At 39.7% G+C, this 21633-nt stretch carries 18 protein-coding genes; 6 read left to right on the forward strand and 12 right to left on the reverse strand.

The window, feature by feature from the left end; all coding sequences use genetic code 11:
* Positions 1-47: 47 nt before the first annotated feature.
* Entirely contained in the window at positions 48-779 is a 732-nt protein-coding gene (locus FTU29_RS08080; protein WP_180121271.1) for a YqiA/YcfP family alpha/beta fold hydrolase, read from the reverse strand.
* 223 nt (positions 780-1002) lie between these two features.
* On the opposite strand from FTU29_RS08080, the gene FTU29_RS08085 reads away from it, so the two are divergent.
* A complete protein-coding gene (locus FTU29_RS08085; RefSeq protein ID WP_373423589.1) occupies positions 1003-1536 on the forward strand; it encodes a peroxiredoxin in 534 nt (177 codons plus the stop codon).
* Positions 1537-1594: 58 nt separating this feature from the next.
* Here FTU29_RS08085 and bfr read toward each other — a convergent pair whose 3' ends face one another.
* The 3 genes from bfr to FTU29_RS08100 all read right to left on the reverse strand — a co-directional run bounded on the left by bfr (position 1595) and on the right by FTU29_RS08100 (position 4234).
* A complete protein-coding gene (gene bfr, locus FTU29_RS08090) occupies positions 1595-2059 on the reverse strand; it encodes a bacterioferritin (RefSeq protein WP_067762676.1) in 465 nt (154 codons plus the stop codon).
* Between the two features lie 361 nt (positions 2060-2420).
* Positions 2421-3395 carry a 23S rRNA (adenine(1618)-N(6))-methyltransferase RlmF gene (gene rlmF / locus FTU29_RS08095; RefSeq protein ID WP_180121273.1) on the reverse strand — a complete coding sequence of 325 codons (975 nt, stop codon included), beginning with the start codon at positions 3393-3395 and terminating at the stop codon, positions 2421-2423.
* A 350-nt stretch (positions 3396-3745) separates the two neighbouring features.
* Positions 3746-4234: an immunity 26/phosphotriesterase HocA family protein gene (locus tag FTU29_RS08100; protein WP_180121275.1), complete on the reverse strand. Its 489-nt coding sequence runs from the start codon at positions 4232-4234 to the stop codon at positions 3746-3748.
* Positions 4235-4672: 438 nt separating this feature from the next.
* On the opposite strand from FTU29_RS08100, the gene FTU29_RS08105 reads away from it, so the two are divergent.
* On the forward strand, positions 4673-5737 hold the full coding sequence (locus tag FTU29_RS08105) for an aldehyde reductase (protein WP_257226908.1): 1065 nt from the start codon (positions 4673-4675) through the stop codon (positions 5735-5737).
* A gap of 65 nt (positions 5738-5802) precedes the next feature.
* Here the strand turns inward: FTU29_RS08105 and FTU29_RS08110 are convergent, their stop codons facing one another.
* Both FTU29_RS08110 and omp38 read right to left on the reverse strand, forming a co-directional pair.
* Positions 5803-8001 (reverse strand): TonB-dependent siderophore receptor, encoded by a 2199-nt coding sequence (locus tag FTU29_RS08110; RefSeq protein ID WP_180121337.1) that lies wholly within the window; start codon positions 7999-8001, stop codon positions 5803-5805.
* Positions 8002-8430: 429 nt separating this feature from the next.
* Entirely contained in the window at positions 8431-9489 is a 1059-nt protein-coding gene (gene omp38 / locus FTU29_RS08115) for an outer membrane protein Omp38 (protein WP_180077451.1), read from the reverse strand.
* A gap of 378 nt (positions 9490-9867) precedes the next feature.
* On the opposite strand from omp38, the gene FTU29_RS08120 reads away from it, so the two are divergent.
* The 3 genes from FTU29_RS08120 to FTU29_RS08130 all read left to right on the forward strand — a co-directional run bounded on the left by FTU29_RS08120 (position 9868) and on the right by FTU29_RS08130 (position 12335).
* The gene (locus FTU29_RS08120) at positions 9868-10389 is read left to right on the forward strand and encodes a GspH/FimT family pseudopilin (protein ID WP_180121280.1); all 522 of its coding nucleotides are present in this window, start codon (positions 9868-9870) and stop codon (positions 10387-10389) included.
* Between the two features lie 113 nt (positions 10390-10502).
* Positions 10503-11678 (forward strand): acetyl-CoA C-acyltransferase, encoded by a 1176-nt coding sequence (locus FTU29_RS08125; RefSeq protein ID WP_180121282.1) that lies wholly within the window; start codon positions 10503-10505, stop codon positions 11676-11678.
* Between the two features lie 207 nt (positions 11679-11885).
* Positions 11886-12335 (forward strand): VOC family protein, encoded by a 450-nt coding sequence (locus tag FTU29_RS08130; protein WP_180121284.1) that lies wholly within the window; start codon positions 11886-11888, stop codon positions 12333-12335.
* Positions 12336-12406: 71 nt separating this feature from the next.
* Here FTU29_RS08130 and FTU29_RS08135 read toward each other — a convergent pair whose 3' ends face one another.
* The 5 genes from FTU29_RS08135 to FTU29_RS08155 form a co-directional block, all read right to left on the reverse strand.
* Positions 12407-12892, reverse strand: coding sequence for a DUF934 domain-containing protein (locus FTU29_RS08135; protein ID WP_168379542.1), 486 nt, complete (start codon positions 12890-12892; stop codon positions 12407-12409).
* A complete protein-coding gene (locus tag FTU29_RS08140) occupies positions 12885-14528 on the reverse strand; it encodes a nitrite/sulfite reductase (RefSeq protein WP_180121286.1) in 1644 nt (547 codons plus the stop codon). The genes FTU29_RS08135 and FTU29_RS08140 overlap by 8 nt, the downstream gene beginning before the upstream one ends.
* A gap of 265 nt (positions 14529-14793) precedes the next feature.
* Complete coding sequence (locus FTU29_RS08145) at positions 14794-17199, reverse strand: glucose/quinate/shikimate family membrane-bound PQQ-dependent dehydrogenase (RefSeq protein WP_180085419.1); 2406 nt, start codon at positions 17197-17199, stop codon at positions 14794-14796.
* Positions 17200-17369: 170 nt separating this feature from the next.
* Positions 17370-18608: a carbohydrate porin gene (locus tag FTU29_RS08150; protein ID WP_257226910.1), complete on the reverse strand. Its 1239-nt coding sequence runs from the start codon at positions 18606-18608 to the stop codon at positions 17370-17372.
* Between the two features lie 216 nt (positions 18609-18824).
* Positions 18825-19946, reverse strand: coding sequence for a CaiB/BaiF CoA-transferase family protein (locus FTU29_RS08155; protein WP_078194258.1), 1122 nt, complete (start codon positions 19944-19946; stop codon positions 18825-18827).
* A 210-nt stretch (positions 19947-20156) separates the two neighbouring features.
* Here FTU29_RS08155 and FTU29_RS08160 point away from each other — a divergent pair, with 210 nt between their 5' ends.
* Entirely contained in the window at positions 20157-21167 is a 1011-nt protein-coding gene (locus FTU29_RS08160; RefSeq protein WP_180005120.1) for an AraC family transcriptional regulator, read from the forward strand.
* A gap of 50 nt (positions 21168-21217) precedes the next feature.
* On the opposite strand, the gene FTU29_RS08165 is transcribed toward FTU29_RS08160, so the two are convergent.
* Entirely contained in the window at positions 21218-21625 is a 408-nt protein-coding gene (locus tag FTU29_RS08165; RefSeq protein WP_257226909.1) for a hypothetical protein, read from the reverse strand.
* Between the last annotated feature and the right edge of the window lie 8 nt (positions 21626-21633).

A 21633-nucleotide genomic window follows, 5' to 3' on the forward strand; every position in this document is an offset into this window, starting at 1 on the left:
AGATGTTACCCCCACGCCAATGAAAAATAAATTGCCATAAAGCCCAGCTATTCAGAGATTTGTTCTATTTTCTTTAAATATTGGCAGATTTTGCAACTTATGACTTCAGATTGAAACAAGGGAAAGCCATGTGAGCCAGAAACCAATTCAGTCTCCAAAAACTTTACAGCTAAATTATGCAGTAAGCGTCCAACTTTGTAACTAACCAAATAATCTTGCTTAGCAAACAAATGGTATTGATGACCAGTGTAATTTTTCAAGATACTGACATTATTAAGCTTCTCCAAACAGTTCAATCCTGCTCGAAGCACATCTAAATTTTGCGCTTGAATCAAACTTTGCAAGGTGATGAAATCTTGCTTAGTGCTATCAGTACCCTGACAAACCATATAACCAAACTTCTTTAAGGTAGAAATCGCATCCTGCTCGAAAGATTGTTTGAAGCTTTGAAAACTCGCTTGATCCATCGCAGCAGGCCACTGTTCATCAGCTACAAAACTTGGATTTGAGCCTAATGTGATCAGCACTTTCTGTTGTTGATATTTTTTTTGAATTTCATCTACCAAAATCGTCGCCAATTGACCACCAAGGGACCAGCCAATAATCACATCAAATTGCTGCGCCAATTCAACTTTCTGTTCCAGCACTGCTAGATTTAAGGCATCAAAAATATTCCATAATTCGACCTGATAACCTTGGGTGATCAATGCCTGCTGTAAAGGAGCAAGTAATTTACGACCTCCGCCCCATCCAGTAATAAGTAAAATCTGTTTTTTCAATGCAAACTCTAAAATTAAACGATTCCAAATAGTATAAAAGTTCAGAGCACGTTTGATAGTGGCATTTCAGCACATCAACCGATTTGCCAAAAGACATTCGAAATCTACTTCAATAAATATAAAATCAGCTAGCCTACAGCGCTTTAAAATTTGCTAAGATCAGATAAAGAACAATATAAACTGATGCTCTATGAAAGTTTCTTCATTGCTAAAAATCTGTTTCATGACATGTGCTTTAATAGCAACTACCCAAATCACAGTTGCTGAAACATCCATACTCAGCACCAATCAAAACAAACAAAAACAATGGATAGGCACACCCGCACCCAACTTTAAATTGCAAGATCAAAATGAAAAATGGCACGAACTGAAGCAATATCAAGGGAAATGGCTCGTTCTGTACTTTTACCCTAAAGACAACTCACCCGGTTGTACAGAAGAAGCCAATCAATTTAAAACCCTATATCCACAATTTTTAAAAAGTAATGCTGTTGTTTTGGGCGCAAGCTTAGATGATGTTGCATCACATCAAAAGTTCTCTAAAGCACTACAACTTCCCTTTCCAATTCTTGCCGATCAACAACATAAACTGGCGACACAGTTAGGTATTGTACGAAACTTAGGGATTTTGAAAGTTGCCAAACGTGAAACCTTTCTGATTGATCCGAAAGGCATTATTGTGTATCACTACAGTAGTGTGAATACACAGACACATGCGGCGCAAGTTTTGGCAGATATCAAAAAACTACAACAATAGTTTTCATGGTCCAATAAAAAACCCAGCAGAAGCTGGGTTTATTTTGATATTTTTTAAATTACATTTGAGACTGAATATAGTTTGGAAGACCAATGAGTTCGATCAAACGCATTTGCTTTTCAAGCCAGTAGGTATGATCTTCTTCAGTATCTGACATTTGCTGACGGAGCATATCACGGGTCACATAGTCACCCTTTTCTTCACACAATTTTACGCCTTGAGCAAGTTTCTCACGAACATGATATTCAAGCGCCAAATCCGCTTTTAAACAAGTCACAACGTCTGTACCGACTTCAATATCATCACGATTCATATTCGGCGTTCCTTCAAGGAACAATACGCGACGAATCAATGCATCTGCATGTGAGCCTTCTTCTTGGCTTTCATGATCGATACGTTCAAAGATTTTACTTAAGCCCCAATCTTCATACATACGGGAATGAATTAAGTATTGATCACGAGCAGCCAGTTCGCCACCGATCAGCATATTTAAGTAGTCTACGACTTCTGGATTGCCACGCATTTTCTTCACTCCATACCCTTTTCAAATATTATGGACAAGTTTCAAAATGAATGCAAAATATAATTTTTGTAAGCTTATGATTTTTATATAATTTAAATGATAAACATACGCATTTGCAGTTCAATTCCGCGCATTTTTCACATATAAAAGAAGCCCTTGCAGAATATTCAAGGCATTTAGAACACGAAATAATCAAAAATCGCTGGATGCTGTTTTTTGTAACAATTAACAATACATCTTGTTTAGCAAAAATATCTCCAGATTGATTCAACACACTGTGCTTATCGCTATAGGAAACTTTATACTGATGCCCTATGCATTGCTGTCAAAGACAAGGCGAAAATCTCCAACGAAGACAGACTTAAGCTGAAGTCCAACGTGCTTTCTTCCACGCTTGCTGTTGCCTTAAATCTAAAAAAGTCCAAGCGACAAAACGGCTTTCTTTTTGTCCCTGCGTCATTTTAATGGTTTTCACATCCACTGCACCGCTCTTCGCTAAGGCCTTTAAAAGCACTGGCAATGTTGTTTTCTTGGAAACCAGCGTACTAAACCAAAGACATTGTTCAGCAAACTGGATGCTCTCTTGTACCATTTGGCAGACAAATCGCTCTTCGCCGCCATCACACCAGAGTTCGTTCTTTTGACCGCCAAAGTTTAATACCACCTTGCTCCGATCAACTGGCTTGCCCAGTTTTCTTAATTTTTGCGTTGCTGTCGCGTTGGCTTCATCTTGCGAGGCATGAAATGGTGGATTACACATGGTCAAATCAAAACGATCTGAAGGTTTAATCACACCATTAAAAATATTGCTCGCTTTTTTTTGCAATCGAATCTGAATGCCTTTACGCAGATTCGGATTTGCCTCCACAATAAATTGAGCACTTTTAACCGATGCAGCATGTATGTCTGAGCCTACAAATTTCCAGCCATAGCTGCGATGACCAATAATCGGATAAATACAGTTCGCACCAACCCCAATATCTAAGACTTGAACGGTGTGTCCTGTTGGAATCTGCCCTTTGTTGTTGGCACTTAACAAGTCAGCCAAATAGTGAATATAGTCAGCCCTGCCCGGAATAGGCGGGCAAAGAAAATCTTTGGGAATATCCCAATATTGAATGCCATAAAAATGCTTAAGCAATGCTTTATTGAGCATTTTCACAGCGTGTGGATCAGAAAAATCTACCGATAAATCATTATATTTATTTGGGCTGACAAAAGGTGCAAGTTCCGGACAACTCTTAATGAGTTGAGGAAAATCGTAACGACTGCGATGCAGATTTCGTGCATGTAATTCCGATTTTTGCTGCGGAAAAGATTTCTTTACTTGCGCCATGTGTATGCCAATATTTAACGGGAGAACAGAATCATCTGATAAGGCAGGATCTATACCTACAAATTAGTCAATATTGTACGTGAATTTAAGGCGTCAATGACGCCCCAATCCTGTTATTTGTCTATCTTCAGAATGAATAACGACTAGGATATTTATGCTTATTTTAGCTAGACATTTTTGTTTGCTATATCATTAAACAAAACCTTGGAACATTGATTAAATAATAGTCGCGGAACATGAAGAATCAAAAAAAATTCCACTCGGTGATGTCTGGGTTTTTCGCACCAGCATAAAGCAACGATTTATATCAAATAAAAATAGGATTTCGTATAGCGTGTATTATGTTAATTTTAAGATGCAGAGGGTTTAGGGCGTAATTGTTTAACCCACTCATTCGGAACACCATTAAAATGATCTCTTAAACGATCTTCTACATGTTCAGGATCCCATACAGCAGCACGTTCCAAATCTTTTACTTCTTCATATGTTGCTGGAATATCGATACCTTCAGTTCCATCTTCATAATAAATAGAAATTGAATGATCAAACATATCTTGCTTAAAGAAGTAAACCTTCTGTTTTAAATCGTCATTTAATTCTACATTCCCAATAATAGGCCATTTCTCGGATTTAAATGCGTAATTCATGACAGGTACTTTAAACAAAATCGAATGTGATGTTATGAAATTAACATTCAATTCTAAATTTTTCGTCTGTAAATTGTAGAACCCTGCCAATGGAGATTTTAAAACTATGCCATAGCCATAGCTTAGATTCCCCAAATTAATTGCAATCACATCACCTTCTTTAATTCTCTTACGTTTTGTTCTTTGTTCCATAATTTCTGATCTACTTACCAAAATCTCAAATACATTCCTGCAAATAATAAGGTTCTGTCACATTAAGAAACTAGCTTAATTTACTATTGAGCTTTACAGAAGCTAATAGAAATAAACTATTTAACATAATGGCTGTTATACGAAATGAAGAAGCCTATAACTCTTATCTAGGCTTTAAATTAAAGCTGACAAGTTAGATATGACTCTTTGTCCATTTTTCTGTGAGATTTTGCATCCATACTCATAAGAATATACATCTATCCAACATTCATCCCATATTTACGTTTTTAAGATCAATAAAAAAGTACTTTTACAGCATTCTCTGCTGAATTTAGTGCGCATTAAACCCAATCATCAACATATATTTTTTCAAATCAATCAAAGACAAAACTAAATATTCTCAATATGATAAAAATGCGTCTATTAAAGTTGAAGAATATGAATAGCAAGACAACAAAACAGATACTCGTCACAGGCGCGACAGGCTATATTGCCAGTTGGGTCATTAAAAACTTACTTGAATTAGGGCACACGGTACATGCCACAGTTCGTGATCTGAATAAAACATCAGGATTTGCACATCTCGAAAAAATTGCAGCTGATACAACTGGCACTTTAAAACTGTTCCAAGCCAATTTATTGGATGAGGGTGCATTTGATTCAGCCATGCAAGGTTGTGACATTGTGATCCACATGGCATCCCCTTTTGTAGTGACCAACTATAAAGACGCAATAAAAGACATTATTGAGCCGGCTATTTTAGGCACTGAAAATGTGCTCAACAGTGTCAATAAAACAGAATCTGTACAACGTGTTGTCGTGACTTCAAGCATCGCATCAACCTATGGTGATGCCATTGATATTCTACAGACCGAGCATAATGAATTTGATGAATCGCATTGGAACACTTCTAGCTCTGAGACGCATCAGCCTTATCCGTATTCAAAAGTGATGGCAGAGCGAAAAGCATGGGATATGCAAAAAGCACAAAACCGTTGGGATCTGGTCTGTGTTAATCCAGCACTGGTCATGGGGCCATCTTTAACAGCGTCAACACAGTCAGGAAGCGTTGAAGTGCTACAACAGTTTGCCAATGGCATGACTTTGGCCGGTGTTCCACCAATGTGGAATGGTATCGTCGATGTTCGCGATGTTGCCGATGCGCACGTACAAGCAGCTCTCAATCCCGCAGCAAGCGGACGTTATATTATTAGTGGCGGCACACTAAGCCTATTAGACATGGGCAAATTATTACGCGCACATTTTGGGAATAAATTTCCATTTCCGCGCAATACCTTACCGAAGTTTGCCTTTAAGGCATTTGGCCCTCTTGCTGGCTTCCCACGTAAATTTGTTGAACTCAATATGGGCTACCCAATTTACTTTAATGCAGATAAGAGCAAGAAAGAATTAGGGATCGAATACCGCAATATTCAAAACAGTGTGGTTGAGCATTTCCAACAACTCCTCGATGACGGTGTGGTGAAGCAATATATTCCGTGAATAACTCATCAACAAAAAAGCCACCTTAAATAGGTGGCTTTTTATATTAAAAAAATTAAACTAACTTAGAAATCAAAAGTCACGCCGACTTTATAGGTACGTGGACCACCCACTAAGACATAACCTGAGTTGAATGTACCTTCCCAATATTTCTCATCAGTCACGTTAGCAATATTGGCTAAGAATGTAGTATTTACACCACCCAAATTGGTTTTATAACGCGCACCTAAATCTAAGATTGTATAGTCTGGTAGTTTAAGACTATTAGTTTCATTTAAATATTGTTCACTCACATAATTTGCACGCGCATTCACATTTAATCCATCTACATAAGGTACTGCATAATCTAAGCCAAGCGTTGCGGTAAAGTCAGGAATACCATATACCGAATTACCTTGATTAGTTACACCCTTTTTCACCGCTGCTTTGGTATATTCAGCATCGATATAAGCCAAACTACCCATCAGATTTAGACCTGTATAAATCTCTCCTGAAAATGCCCATTCCACGCCACGTGAACGTGTTTCTGCATCATCTGTGGTAATTTGATTGATTGTACTATTGGGTTGACCATCAGAATATGAAGATACCATGGTCGATGGTTTTTCAATTTGATAAAGGGCAAATGTATTCAACCAAGAACCTGCTTGATATTTTGCACCCAATTCATATTGCTTAGTTTGAAATGGCGCGAAAGTAACATTATTGTTAGCATCTGCAACGTTATTCACCGTTACCCCTTCAGAAAGTCCCTCTACATAGTTTGCATAAATAGAAAGATTCTCACCAAAAGGTTTAACCACAACACCTAAGCTAGGCGAAATTTTATCATCTTGATAGCCAGTCTTTCTTTGTAAATTCTTGGTATCGATATCCTGATAGCGTGCACCGACAATCAGCTGCAATTTATCATCTAACAGGGAAAGCTGATCAGTAAGAGTATAACTAATATATTTATTATCCAATAATGAAGCCATAAGTGGCTTACCTTCAGGCATCATTTCATTAGAGCTAGGATCATAAATATTAGTCGGATACTCTACTGGTGTTGCACCTTGCCCGCTATGCTGGCTCGTTTTGCGTTCCAAATAGTCTGCGCGTAAACCCAAAGTATGTTTTATTGCAGCGGTACTGAAATTACTAACTACTCCAAAATTCGCAGTTGTGTTCTTCTCATTCATACCTACACGGTAATATTGAGAAGTTGCATCGCCAGTATTACTATCATTTACAATAAAGCGTGTACCAAAGATATGACCACGATATTTTTTCTCGACTTGACCAACACCAGCATTAAATTGCAACGTATCATTAAATTTATATTCTCCTGATAACCCCGCAAATTGTGTATTGGTGTGACCTTCTAAATTAGAGAAATAATTAGTATCCCCCTCAGGAGCGTCCATTAATTGTAAAGGCTTAGTGCATTTTTTGGGATTAGTAATTCCTTCACATGAAATGAAGCCTACCATCGCAGGTGAACCACCATTACGATCATCACGTACCGCATAGGCATCAAAATTAAGTTTTAACTTATCCGTTGTATAGTCTGCAGCAATTGCACCTGATGCATGTTTATCTTCCATGCCTTCAATAATGTGCTCACCTTGACCATAAGCACCATTCACACGTAGACCAAATTCTTTTTCAGCACCAAAACGTCGCGAAACGTCAAAACCTGATTGGTAAAAACCACCTTCTTCCATTGAAGCTGAAACTTGAGTTTTTTCTTTATCTGCAGGCTTAGTTTTAGCGATGACCACACCACCGACCCCACCAGCAGGCGACATACCGGCAACCAGGGCATTCGGGCCTTTCAATACAGTAACCGAATCTAAAAATTCAGTTGGTACACGCCCATAAGGTGCCATACCATACATACCATTCAATGCAATATCATCATGATTGATGTCAAAGCCACGAATATTAAAGTTTTCGTTTAAATGACCTTGGTTAGTTGTAATACGGATACTCGCATCATTTCTCAGCACTTCACCCACGGTGATCGCTTGCTGTTCTTCAATCAGTTTTTCGCTATATGCCGTCACGCTAAATGGCGTATCAACAATTTTTTGATTTCCCAATGCACCAAGGTCTGTATTTGCTTTTAACTTGCCATTCGCAATTTGTTTTTCTACAGGTACCTCAACCTCAATTGTCTCAAGCACCGTTGTATCCGCTGCAAGCACAGAAGTAGCCCCTCCAACACCGAGTAGCACCATAGTTATTGAACGTACTAAGTGTGTTTTTGCAAAATTATTCATCATTTCAAGATTAGTTTTATTTGAATAAGAATCATTATTATATTTAGAATAATTCTTAACTGCATCATAAATCTCGATTATAATATTTTTTTTAATGAAAAATATAAATATTCATTTTTTATAAATTGTAGATAAGACAAATGTAAATAATTGTTTATTATTAATTTCTAAAAAATAAAAACACAAACTGTGCATGTTAAATTAAAGTTCTCAGGCAAACAAATGATTAATTAACATACAAATAATTTGAATTTTTACATGCTTTATAACCTTTGAATAGATGTATCCATTTACATCCTACGATTATTCAAAAGTTAATAAGGCATTTTGGTTAGTGCCTTTTAGCCAAATTTAAGTCTCTTTTTTAATTTTTTCACAAAAAAAGCGACTCAAAAGAGCCGCTTTTTTCTAACCGAAGTTAAACTCAAATTATTGAGCTTGACCAGGTTGAGCCACTACAGTACGGCTACCAGAAATCGTAGCGAATACGCGACGGTTCATAGCACGGCCTTCTTTAGTGTTGTTGTCAGCGATCGGTTGATCCCACGCGAAACCTTGAGTAGATAAACGAGCTGGGTCAACGTTGTATTCGTTAACAAGTGAAGATTTAACAGAGTTAGCACGAGCTAGTGATAAACGTTCGTTTAGAGCACGTGGACCAGTGTTATCTGTGTGACCTTCGATGTTAGCTGTAGCATTAGGGTATTCACCTAATTTTTCAGCTACTTTAGCAATTTCAGGTTTGTATTGATCTTTGATGTTAGATTTGTTTGTATCAAAGAACACACGAAGTTCCATGTTAAGATCTTCAGTCAACTCTTGAGGAGCTGGAGCAACTGGAGCAACTGGAGTTACAGGAGCAACTTCAACTACAGGAGCAGCAGGTTTCAAGTGACCGCCAAGAACTACGTTAAGACCAGCTAAAGCTGTGTAGTTCCAGAAATCTTCATCGATGTTGTAAGTAGCACGAGCTTCAGTACGTAGAGATAAAGCATCGTTTAAGCGCCAGAAAGCACCTAAACCAGCATTACCCAAAGTACCTTCTTCAGTAGTACCACGAGCTTGTGCAGATGGAGCTAAACCACGAGCAGCAGCTTCGTCAAATTTGTATTTGTAGTGACCAGCACCCAACAATACATATGGCTTAACTTTGCTGTCATAGTTTTTAGTGATCAAATCAGAAGTAGCATAGAAGTTACCATTGATTTGAGTTTGTTTGTATTCGCCGAAATCAACGTCTACATCACCTTTAACTTGGTTATATTCAGCTTCGAAACCTAACCATGGAGTTAATTCAACACCAAGTGCTGCACCAACAAACAAGTCATCTTGTAGCTCAGGACTTTCAGTTAAGTTACCACGGCTGTTGTTGTGTTGAGAATCTTGGAAAGTGTAACCAAGCATTAATGGAGTAACAGTTACGCCTGCGTTTGCAGCTGCTAAAGGAGCAGCTACGAGCATTGCTAATGCAATACGACTCATTTTCATGGATTTATCCTCCAGAGATAACAATTGTTGTTCAAGCTCAAGCCGAAAAATTGGCTATCCTGAGATAGGCTTTCTTATACCCCAGTTTTTTTTTTAAGCTATTCACGCTGAATCATACAAACACTTTTTTCTTTTTCCAAGTGCTTGATTAATCTAATCAAGTAAATTATTGACAAAATTACTTACAATTTCCGTTGTAATTCGGTAAATTTTTACTCAATTTTGAGCAGTGAATCGCCTATTGTCACTTGCTATTTTCATTTTAACAGCTTTATCTAAAATTGAGTAATAAAATTCTATACTCAAAATTAATATCGCCATTAAAAACACATATAACATTAGACATATAAAAATAATATTAAATTTTGGATTAAATCAATGCTTTACAATAAAGAAACCGGCTTTACGTTATTTGAACTTTTGGTCTCAATCGCGATTATGGTCATTATCGTGACGATAGCTTTACCACATTTCAACAATTTAATGGCGCAGCGAGAAGCGAATAACATCAAATCGACTATTCAAAATCACAATGCATTCGCACGGGCTCAGGCCACAATTTATCACTCCAATATTGTGATTTGTCCTAGTCTTGACTTTAAACTTTGCCAACCTAACAACTGGAACAGTGGACTGATCATATTTATTGACAGTAATAAAAACCGTCAAGTCGATGCAAATGAAAAAATATTACGACAAGACAAACTCAATTTAAAATATGGCGATCTCTCTTGGCGTGGGACTCTACACATTCCAAGTCTCACCTTTCAAGCCAGCTCAGGTTTACCCAATGGTTCAAATGGCAGTTTCTACTACTGTTCGAAATCAAGACTTCAACCGATCCGAGCGGTCTTAAGTCGAATGGGACATATCCGATTTGAAAACCCAGCCAGTTGCTAATTTGAGAACCGGCGAGTCCAAAACAGCTTTTTAAATTTGCTTTATTCCTGTTCAATTTTACTTATACTGCTGACGTATTAAAATATTAATGTATAAGAAAATGGAGACATGTAATGACTGATATCGTCATCGTGAATGGTGCCCGTACAGCAATGGGTGGTTTTCAAGGGAGTTTAGCCGCAGTTACTGCACCAGAATTAGGCGCAGTTACGATTAAAGCAGCCATCGAACGCGCGGGTTTACAACCGACAGATGTTGAAGAAGTCATTATGGGCTGTGTGCTTCCGGCTGGTCTGAAACAAGGTCCCGCCCGTCAAGCGATGCGTAAAGCCGGTCTTCCAGATTCAACTGGTGCCGTAACCATCAACAAGCTGTGTGGTTCAGGTATGAAGGCCGTGATGCAAGCGGCAGATATGATTAAGGCTGGTTCGGCTCAAGTCGTCGTTGCAGGTGGTATGGAGTCAATGACCAATGCCCCTTATGTTTTGACCAAAGCACGAGCTGGTTACCGTATGGGCCACGGTGACGTTAAAGATCATATGTTCTTAGATGGCCTAGAAGATGCAGAAACGGGCCGACTCATGGGTTCTTTTGCGCAGGATATGGCAAATACCAAAGGCTATACACGTGAACAAATGGATGACTTCGCCATTCGCTCGCTTAAACGTGCTCAAACTGCAATTACTGAGGGTTATTTTGCTGACGAAATCGTGCCTGTCACTGTTTCGAGTCGTAAAGGCGATGTGATTATCGATAAAGATGAACAGCCTTTTAACGCCAATATCGAAAAAATTCCAACACTGCGCCCTGCTTTTGCTAAAGATGGAACAATTACCGCTGCCAATGCCAGTTCTATTTCTGATGGTGCGTCTGCTTTAGTATTAACATCAGCAGAACAAGCATCAGCAAATGGCTTAAATCCGCTCGCAAAAATTGTGGCTTATGCATCAAATTCACAGCATCCTTCAGAATTTACTATTGCACCTGTAGGCGCAATTCAAAAAGTTCTAGATAAATCGGGTTGGAATGTTGCTGATGTAGATTTATGGGAAATCAATGAAGCCTTTGCGATGGTCACGATGTGCCCTATTGATGAATTTAAATTAGATGCTGAAAAAGTAAATATCAATGGTGGTGCTTGTGCGCTTGGACATCCAGTTGGTTCTACAGGTTCACGCATTATATTAACGCTGATCCATGCATTAAAACGGACAGGTGGTAAACGCGGTATTGCAGCACTGTGTATTGGTGGCGGTGAAGCGACTGCTGTGGCGATTGAATTGCTTTAATGCTCTGCTGACTCCCTTCACAAAGGGCGATTTAGAGAGAATATTCTTTAATCCTCCCCTAATCCCTCCTTTAATAAAGGAGGGAGACTGAAAATCCCTCTGTAAGAGGGATTTTTTATGCTTACATTTTAGACATAAATTGTTCACATACAGGTCAGCAAAGGCTCTTAAAATAAATGTCGACATAATAAAAAATGGATGACCATTATGCAGCTCAATCACTACTTGAATTTTCAAGGCAATACCGAAGCAGCCTTTAATTTTTATCGCTCTGTACTTGGTGGAGAATTCCTCAATGTGATGCGTTATGGTGATATGCCTGCTGAGGATGGCATTTCACTATCCGATACAGAACTGCAAAAGATTATGCATATTTCCCTACCGATCAATGAATTTACCGTGCTGATGGCCTCAGATGTCAGCGAACAATTTTGTACACAAACTAACCAACCCTTTACAGTAGGCAGCAATCATTATATTTCGATTAATTTAGAAAGCAGTGAACAAGCTGAGGCCAAACGACTGTTTGATGCATTGTCCAAAGGTGGCTCTATAGAAATGCCTCTCGAAAAGACCTTTTGGGGTGCACTGTATGGTGCATTTACCGATCAGTTCGGTATTAAATGGATGGTCAATTGCCAGCTTGAAAACGAATAATCACTCATTAAAAGTATTTTGATCAATAAAAAAGCCTCCGAATGGAGGCTTTTTTTTATCAATAAAGGTACTTAAGCACCTGTTTGATAATGTGCTTGCGGCACAGCAGTTGATGCTTGGTATGGATTGGTAAAATCACCTAAGCCAGCAGCGGCTTCAGCAATATCTTTACCTTCTTTCACCACAAAAGTATCGAAACCTGAACGCTTCATGTAGTTCAACACGTCTTTGAATACATCACCTGTTGCACGTAGCTCGCCTTGAAAACCTTGGCGACGTAACAACGCAGCAAATGAATAGCCACGACCATCGTTAAAACCAGCAAACTCGATAAAGATTGCATCTAACTGATCAAGCGGGAATTCATTGGTTTCAGGTGAAGCATCCACCGTTACGAAAAGTGCTTTTTTACCAGACACATTCGCAAGTTGATCTAACTGCTCAACTGTTAAAACCACGTCACCTTGTGGCAACACACCATCTTCACCAATGACTTGGTAAGTATTGTCTGCAATCGAGCCATCTTTAGAGAGGACTTGTAGTGCTGTATTAAGCATATGCACGCTCCTTAAATGGTTGGATGCCAACACGGCGGTAAGTATCAATAAACTCTTCGCCTTCTGCACGAAGGTCTAGATAAGTATTTAAGATTTCTTCGATGATGTCTGGTACAACTTCGGCTGCAAATGATGGGCCTAAGATGTCACCAATTGATGCATCATGGTCGGCATTACCACCCAAAGTAATTTGATAGAACTCAGCACCCTTTTTGTCAACACCTAAAATACCGATGTTACCCACATGGTGGTGACCACACGCATTCATACAGCCAGAGATGTTCAGATCCAATTTACCCAAATTGTAAATAGTGTCTAAGTCATCAAAACGACGAGAGATCGCTTCAGAAATTGGAATCGATTTCGCGTTCGCTAATGAACAGAAGTCACCGCCTGGGCAGCAAATGATATCGGTTAAGAACCCAATATGCGCACGTGCAAGATTGTGTTGATCAAGGATTTTCCATAGATCAAACAAATCTTTTTGCGGTACATCTACAAGCGCAATGTTTTGCTCATGTGTGGTACGGAACTCACCAAAGGTATATTTGTCAGCCAAGTCAGCAATTAGGTTCATTTCTTCAACGGTCATATCGCCCGGTGCAATACCCGCACGTTTCAAAGAAATCGTAACGATGCGGTAACCTTGAACTTTATGTGCATTGGTGTTGATGTTGAACCATTGTTTAAATTTCGGCTCTGCGGCAAATTGCTCTGCAAAATCTTCATCCGCATAATCTTGGTAATCAAATGGTGTGAAGTTCTCATCCATTTTCGCCAAGGTATCAGCATCAATTTTTAAAGTTTTGATGGTATGTGCAAATTCAGCTTCCACTTTCTCTGCAAATACTTCTGGTGTTAATGCTTTCACCAAAATTTTGATACGCGCTTTATATTTGTTATCACGACGACCGTGTAAGTTATATACACGAAGAACCGCTTCTAAATAAGCAATCAAATCTTCACGTGGCAAGAAGTCACGAATAAAGCTACCAATCACTGGGGTACGGCCTAAACCACCACCAACTTTGATTTTATAGCCAATCTCGCCTGCTTCATTTTTCACGATATACACACCGATATCATGGAAAGACGTTGCCGCACGATCAGTTTCTTCCAGTGCTGAAACTGCAATTTTGAATTTACGTGGCAAGAAAGCAAATTCTGGGTGGAAAGTTGACCATTGACGAATCAATTCACACGTTGGGCGTGGGTCAGCAATTTCACCTGCAACCACACCTGCATATTGGTCAGTGGTTGTGTTACGAATACAGTTACCCGAAGTTTGAATCGCATGCATTTGAACAGATGCGAGCTCTTGTAACATATCAGGCACATTTTCTAGTGCAGGCCAGTTAAACTGAATGTTTTGACGAGTAGATACGTGCGCATAACCACGGTCATAGTCCTGAGCCAATGACGCAATTTTACGTAATTGTTTAGAATTCATCAGGCCATAAGGTACTGCAATACGTAGCATCGGTGCATAACGTTGTACATAAAGGCCGTTTTGAAGACGCAGTGGACGGTATTCATCTTCCGTCAATTTACCTGCTAAATAACGTTCCGTTTGATCACGGAACTGTGCAACACGTTCATTAACCAGTTGCTGGTCAAAATCAGTATATAAATACATGGCGTACAGCTAGTAATTTCTATTATAACAATGCACAGCATAACGAGATTTCATCTATCAAGAAAATGCGTTTTTTACATATTTAATAGCGATTTTATTGATAAGACTGTCGCAATTTCACTGATATAGCGGATTTCGGTCATTTACTTTTTATTTATTAATATATTGAATTATTTTTCCATTACTTAGCATAAATTTACATAAAGAATTTCAGCCAATAAAAAGCCCGATAAATCGGGCTTTTTATTTAGCGATGTAAAATCACTTATTTTTTATCTGGTAAAGCATACGCAACAAGGTAATCACCAAGTTTTGTACCAAATGAACCATGACCACCAGCCATGATCACAACATATTGTTTACCATTTGCTTCATAAGTCATTGGAGTCGCTTGACCACCTGCTGGTAGACGACCTTCCCACAAAGTATCACCATTCGTTACATTGATTGCACGGATATAGTTATCTTGTGTTGCGCCTACAAACATGACATTACCAGCAGTCGAGATTGATCCACCAAGACCCGGTACACCAATTTTCACAGCAGGTAATTGGAACAATTTCGGTAAACTGTCACGAATTGTACCAATACGTTTTTTCCAGACCACTTCATGTGTATTTAAATCTACACCCGCAGTAAAGCCCCATGAAGGTTGTTTACAAGGTAAGCCAAGTGGTGACAAGAATGCTTTGATTTCCACCCCATAAGGTACGCCATACATCGGTTGCACGCCTTGTTCAGTACCCGCACCTTTCGCAGTTTGCTCACGGTTTGGATCTGTAGGAATCAACTTAGTGACAAATGGCAAGCCAATTGGGTTCATTACAGCAACTTGACGGTCTTGGTTCACCGACATACCACCCCATTCGAATACCCCAAGGTTACCAGGGAATACCAATGTGCCATTTTCAGATGGTGGTGTATAAATACCGTCGTAGTTTAATGATTTGAAATACACACGACACATCAACTGGTCAAACATAGTGGCACCCCACATTTGTTTATCAGTCAATTTATCTTTTGGTGCTAAATCAAAATCAGAGAACGGTTGAGTTGCAGAATAATGCTCACCTTTAGTTTGTGGACCACGTTTTACAGTTTGTGGAACCGCTTTTTCGGTGATTGGCACAATCGCTTTACCAGTACGACGGTCAAGGACGAATGCATTACCTGTTTTGGTTAAGACATAAATCGCAGGAACAGTATTACCCGATTTATCTTTGATATCTGCCAATGAAGGTTGTGATGGTACATCCATATCCCACAAATCATGATGTGTGGTTTGGAAGTTCCAAATCAATTTACCAGTCGATGCATTTAATGCCAACATAGAGTTTGCATAGCGTTCATCTAATGGCGTACGGTGACCACCAAAAATGTCTGGTGTGCCTACACCTGTTGGCACATAAACGATGTCAAGTTTTTCGTCATATGCTAAAGGTGCCCATGCATTCGGTGAGGCTACAGAGTATTTTTGACCTTCGCCTGGCATGGCATTTGGATCTTCCGCCCCTGTATCAAAGATCCACAATAATTCACCGGTATTGACATCATAACCACGGATGACACCAGATGGCTCTTTAGTCGAGAAGTTATCGGTAGTTGAACCGCCAATCACAATGGTTGTGCCAGTAACCACTGGAGGTGAAGTTGGGATATAACCACCCGGATACGGATAAGGCATATCTTTTTGTAGATCGACTTCGCCGTTATGACCAAAATCACTACATGCTTTACCTGTGTCAGCATTGACTGCAACCAAACGACCATCATTTACAGGCAAGATCACTTTGCGCGGACATTCAGTTGAAGTCGAGCGTTTGTTCTCTAAGCTTTTTGCAAACTGAGTGGTATTTGCAGCGTCAAAATAAGACACACCACGACATGTTAAATGTTGATAGGTATTGTCTGCTTTAAGCTTAGGATCGAATGCCCATTTTTGTTTACCTGTCGCAGGATCAAGTGCAATTAAACGTTGGTGAGTTGTACACATAAACATGTCATTGCCGACTTTAATCGGAGTGACTTGGTTTGTGGTTTCACCTGAGTCATTTTCTGTTGGTAACTCACCTGTACGGAAAGTCCATGCTACTTCTAAATCTTTAACGTTGTCGCTATTGATTTGGGTGAGTGGAGAATAACGTACACCACCTTGTGTACGACCATAGGCAGGCCAATCTTCAGGAGCAATACCCTCAATCGCTTTGGCTGTTTGAGGTTGTGCATTTTTAATTTCACCGTGAATTTCTTGCGGATCATTAAAAATTGAATAGATCATCACGATAATCGCAATCACCAGTGTGCCTGATAATGTAATTTTCGCAGTTTTGCCATTTTCCATACCGCGTGTCACGGCAGGAATCAGTAACCAAAGGCCCAATAAGCCTAAAATATCAAAACGCGGTGCAAGTGCCCAAAAGTCAGAACCTGCCTCCCATAGTCCCCAAATCACTGTACCCAGCATCAACGCTGCATAAATGTATAAAGAACTGTTTTGAATTTTTCTTAAGTATATTGCTGAAGCCAGCATTAACAGGCCGGCGATAATGTAGTACCAAGAACCGCCAAGGACTGCCAGCCAGATACCACCAATCAATAGAACCAAGGCGAAAATTGCCATCACAACGACGGTAAATGTTCGCATCCCAGTTCCGGTAGATGGGTTGCTCATGTTGACCACCTCTATTGTCGAATGTTGTATTTGGTGCGTGAAACACATTCAACACACCACCGTTTTTATGTCGCAAAGAGAAGTTGTTACAAAAACAATTCAAGAGGAAATATCGTAATTTTTCTCAGAATTACCGAATTGCTTTTATAAGAACTCTAATTTGACATCAATTAAAATGCTGTTTGAAATTTGATACCGCCGACCCACGCATTCTCACCATTTTTGTAAGCACCGACGTGACGGATATATTGAATATTTGGACGAATAGTCAGCCAGTTTGCTGCATGAATACCGTAGTAAATTTCTGCGTCATACTCTTCACTTTGTAGACCGCGTGCATCAACGCTGTTATTGGCAATATTTGCATCATTCACATCATCATTAACGCTGATACGACCTAAACCAATCGCAATTTCATCCTGAGGACGTGCATCGAATGCGCCTTTGTATACCAAGCCAATGTTTTGCATATCACTCACATTGTTGGTGTCTGAGTCATGCACTGTGACATTTACAAAACCACTCAAACCACGTGAGGCATCGTCTTTGTGTGCTGTCAGTTGTTGTTTCGCCACAATCCAACCACCTTGATGGTGATCTTTTTCATTTATTGGGCTATCAATGACATCGGCATCAGCGGTACTATAGTAGTAACCTGCACGGTATTCACCCGGAAGCTTTTGTGTCCCCACTTTTGGAGTCCACACTACTTCAGCAGGAATAATCGCACCTTTAGAACCATCGGTACTTAAGTTCCAACCTTTACCACGTTTTAGATTTTCAGGGTTGTATTCATAAACCCCGACTTGTGCGTAGAGTTCAGGCTGAATGTTATATTTCACGCGAGCAGCCCATTGGCTGACTGGCCAGTTGTACCATTGGTCACCGACCCAGTTACCCACTTGTGAACCACAAAGTGCTAGGTTTTGAAAGTCACAGTCAAAACTGTTGAAATCTTCACCTTCACCGAAACGACCGACTTTAATATCTAATTTTTGGTCTAAGAATTTTTTCTTGATCCAAAAATCAGTCAAACGCCAAGTTTGACCACGACCCCACACTTCTTGTGTTGCACTTAAATGACCATTTAATGCATCTGAAGTTTGAGACAATGAACGACCATTACGTTCAGTGATATTGATTTGCGCTTCTGTATCTTTCCAACCCGCAATTTTTTCTAAATCGAGATATGCCCCGATCGCGAATTGGTCCGCATATTCAGTGTGATGACCAGAAGCATGCTTTGCATCTAACAAAGTGGCTAATTCGCCACCATAACTAAAACTAAAATCGTAACCTTTCTGTTGGAGAGCTGTTCGTTGACCGTTCCAATCACCGAACATCCATGGGCTTTCAGAACTGAAAGCATCTGCAGTAGTTGCCGCTTGGGTTGCTGAACCCGCAAGCATTATTCCGAGGCTAAGATATAAAGATCCAAGTTTACTCACAGCTATTTTCATTTGGAGACCTATATACCAATTGTGTTAATAATTCATATAATACTCTCACATTTGTATAATTTATTTATTTTTTTGTTAACAACTCTCAATATTTACATAGATGTTTATCTAATTAAGAGATTTTAAAGGTTTTATTGTTTAACTTATCACCTTTTTTTATACCATTCATAACCAATTATCCGCACCTAAAGTTTTACCCACATGGGTATAAATCAATGCTGATCTAGAAAATTTAATCGGACATGCCAGTTGAGTTTGTGTCATTGTGTCGCCTTCTTGTAGCGGAACTTCAACACACCAATGCCGCTCTTGGGCCAATTGTGAATTTAGAGCTTCGTCCAAACTTAAAACTGGTTCCACACAGACATCTTGAGAGGCAAAAATCTTTTTCCACTCAGCCCATGTTTTGGTTAGTATTTTTCGGGCAATTGCATGCTTAATTTCAGTCTGATCTTGTGAATCAAATGACATGCCTTGCGTCGCTAAAGCGGGTAAATCGAGAATTTGCGCCAATCCATGTAAAAACTGTGGCTCCAAACCACCTATAGACAGATAACGACCATCTTGGGTTCGATAATAGTCATAGAAACTTCCGCCATTCAGATGTGCCGTCTCTGCCGCGGTTACCGCATTGGCAGCCAATACGCCAGCTGCAGCCATATTGTTCAATGCGACGGCACAATCGGTCATGGAAATATCAATATATTGTCCTAAACCGCTACGGTAACGCTCAATCACCGCAGCTAAGATGCCAGTAATCGCATGCATTGATCCGCCTGCGACATCGGCGATTTGAATCCCCATTGGTGGCGGGCCACTATCTTGGCGTCCGCTATGACCTGAAATGCCCGATAAAGCCAAGTAATTGATGTCATGCCCTGCACGGTCTTTGTAATGTCCGGTTTGACCATAACCCGTAATCGAGCAGTAAATAAGTCGCGGATTAATTTCGGCCAAAACTGCATAATCCAAACCCAAGCGTTGCATGACACCTGGACGAAATTGTTCTACCACAATATCAAAATCTGAAATTTTGGCTTTGATCAATTCAATACTTTTCGGATCTTTTAAATCTAATGCGATGGATTGTTTATTGCGATTTAAATAACTATGCGCTGTGGCTTGCCCATTGGCATAAGGTGGCATCAAACGAACCAGATCGGGACGCGTCGGTGACTCAATATGCACAACTTCCGCACCCATGTCAGCCAAATACAAGGTCGCAAATGGCCCTGGGAGTAATGTCGAAAAGTCGAGTACTTTCAATCCTTTTAAAGCAGCTTCCATGGATATTTTTCTCTAATTGTGTAGATTTTTTATCCATGGTAGAAATATAAAATGATTAAAACAATGTCATGTTCAGCCATTTACCTTGATAGTTTCGGCAATTTACCATGTAAAAATGGCAAAACCGCTGTTGTAAATTGCCATGATTTCTTTTTTTAGCGTCATTTAGGTCAAACATTTGTGAACATTAAAGAGACTGAAGGATTAAACATGAGTCGTGATACGATCAGTATCCATTTCGTCAACGCAGCCTTAACTGGTGTGAGACGTCTCGGCATGGATGTCGAAACTTTATTGTCTCATGTTGGCATTGAGGCTGAACTTCTACGCCAACCCAAAGCGCGTATTTCACCTGAACAATACACACGTTTTATTAAAATGTTGTGGATGGTGACTCAAGACGAACATGTCGGTTTTGATATTCAACCGCGCCGCTTGGGTACTTTTGCCATTATGTGCCAATTGATTATTCATGCAAAAACCCTCGGTGATGCACTCGAATTGTCTTCGCAGTTCTACAAACTGTTTGGTGATGAATGGTCGGTGACACTAGAACGTGATAAGCACGAAGCACGTTTAGTTCCTCAAATTCCAAAATCTATGGACCCAGACCATTTCATTACAGAAAGTATGCTGATGATTTGGCATGGTCTCGCTTCTTGGTTGATTGAACGTCGTCTGCCTTTAGAGCGTGTTCACTTCGGTTATGAACGTCCTGAACATGCTGACGAATATGATGCCTTGTTTTTTGCACCTGTCATGCAGTTTGATACACCACGAACTGAAATTACATTTGCAGCGGATTATTTAGATTTACCCATTCGTCAAAACGAAGAAACGCTTGAAGAATTCTTAAAAGCGGCTCCTGCACAGTTATTGGTTAAATTTAAAAATACCAATTCATTAACATCTCGTATCCGTGATGTGCTGAAGAGTCAAATTGGCGAAGAAATGCCAACCTTGAACGATGTTGCTTCAATGCTGTATCTATCGCCGCAAACACTACGTCGTCGTTTAGCCGCTGAAGGTAAGAGCTACCAAGGTGTGAAAGATGCCTTACGTCGTGATGCTGCAATTCACTTATTGCTTAATCCAGACTTAACGCTTGAAGATGTTGCACAGCAAGTCGGTTTTAGTGAAACCAGTACTTTCCACCGTGCCTTTAAAAAGTGGACCGGTGTAACACCAGGCCTATATCGCCAATTACATGGTTATCATTAAGCAATATTCAAAAATAGCATTCTCTAAAACCTGATCTCGATCAGGTTTTTTTATTTCGGAAAATCTGCACGTTGTTTTTGACAAAGCAATGGATCGACGGGCGTGATCACGCGTTTGCCATCCTGTATCCGATACATTTCTGCCTTGGTCACATGATCATTTCGATCATACTCACAGGCTAAACCGCCCGTCCCCTCATCTGAGGGATGAATGCCATAGATCATATAAACATAAAAACCGATCATGCATACAAAACCTAAGCAGCCTACTAGTACTAGCCAAGCCAGACCTTTCAACACTCGCTTCACATTTTTATGCATAAGCAGATCTTCAATTTGAACTAAATCGATAGCAACTGATCTTAGCCGATCCTCGCTTTCAATATGCAGGTTGATTTTTATCTTATTCAGCAGCAAGCGTTGACCAAAAATATCAAACGACTCACCCGTTCTCATCATTGCACTGG

This window comes from Acinetobacter sp. YH12086 (genome assembly GCF_013419345.1).
In the GTDB taxonomy this organism is placed as follows: domain Bacteria; phylum Pseudomonadota; class Gammaproteobacteria; order Pseudomonadales; family Moraxellaceae; genus Acinetobacter; species Acinetobacter amyesii.